This window comes from Acidovorax sp. sif1233 (assembly GCF_019218755.1).
GTDB lineage: Bacteria > Pseudomonadota > Gammaproteobacteria > Burkholderiales > Burkholderiaceae_C > Acidovorax.
Genome location: NZ_JAHUWZ010000020.1, coordinates 1 through 1,232 on the forward strand (window position 1 = coordinate 1; position 1,232 = coordinate 1,232).

The window sequence follows — 1,232 nt, forward strand, 5'->3', positions numbered from 1 at the left end:
TGAATCGCCCCGGGTTTTCTAGACACCTCTGAGCCTCAAACCTGAGGCCCAATAGGAGGTGCCATGAGTAAGCAAAGATACCCCGAAGAATTCAAGACCGAAGCGGTCAAACAGATCACCGAGCGTGGCCACAAGGTGGCCGACGTATCCGCCAGGCTTGGTGTTAGCCAGCACAGCCTGTATCAGTGGATCAAGGCCCATCGAATGCCCGCGGCACAACGGCAAGCGCAGGGGTCACAGGCGGATGAGCTGCGCAAACTGAAGGCCGAGCTCAAACGTGTGACCGAGGAGCGCGACATCCTAAAAAAGGCCGCAGCGTACTTTGCCAAGCAGTCCGGGTGAGGTACGCATTCATCGAGCGGCATGAACACCAGCACAGCGTTCGCCGCATGTGCAAGCTCATGACCGTGCACCCCAGCGGCTACTACGCCTGGAAGTGCGATCCGGTGAGTTCTCGTGGCAAGGACGATCAACGCTTGTTGGGCTTGCTCAAGCACGCGTGGCTGGAGAGTGGTGGCGTCTATGGCTATCGCAAGCTCACGATGGACATGCTCGACCTGGGAGAGCGCTGCGGCAAGCACCGCGTGGCCCGATTGCTCAAGCTTGAAGGCCTGCGTTCACAGACTGGCTATCGACGCCGACCTGGCCCGCGTGGCGCCAAGCCAGCGGTGGTGGCACCAAACCATCTGCAGCGCCAGTTCAATGTCAGCGAGCCCAATCAGTCATGGGTGACCGACATCACCTACATCCGCACCCATGAAGGCTGGTTGTACCTGAGCGCCGTCATCGACCTGTTCTCCAGGCAGGTGATCGGCTGGTCCATGGGGCACCGCATCGACACTGAGTTAGTGCTCAACGCGCTGCTGATGGCATTGTGGCGCCGGCAACCCAAAGCCGCTGTCACCGTCCACTCTGATCAGGGCAGTCAGTTCACTGGGCATGCATGGCAAGACTTCCTGCGCGCTCACAACCTGGTTTCCAGCATGAGCCGTCGGGGCAATTGCCATGACAACGCCGTGGCCGAAAGCTTCTTCCAACTTTTGAAACGAGAGCGAATCCGCCGCCAGATCTACCCAACCCGCGATCAAGCCAGAGCCGATGTCTTCAATTACATCGAGATGTTTTACAACCCTAAGCGACGCCACGGCACTGCCGGAGATACTTCACCGGTAGAGTTCGAAAGACGCCATTTCCAACGGCTTAAAAGTGTCTAGGGAATCCGGGGCGATTCA

The 1,232-nt window shown here is 58.6% G+C and carries 1 protein-coding gene; it reads left to right on the forward strand.

Going from position 1 to position 1,232, the window contains the following annotated elements; genetic code table 11:
• The first annotated feature begins 63 nt into the window (after nucleotides 1-63).
• A protein-coding gene (locus KW843_RS26640; protein WP_218298113.1) for an IS3 family transposase occupies nucleotides 64-1,214 on the forward strand; the annotation gives its coding sequence in 2 pieces (ribosomal slippage) (nucleotides 64-310 and nucleotides 310-1,214; 1,152 coding nt in all).
• Nucleotides 1,215-1,232 lie beyond the last annotated feature (18 nt).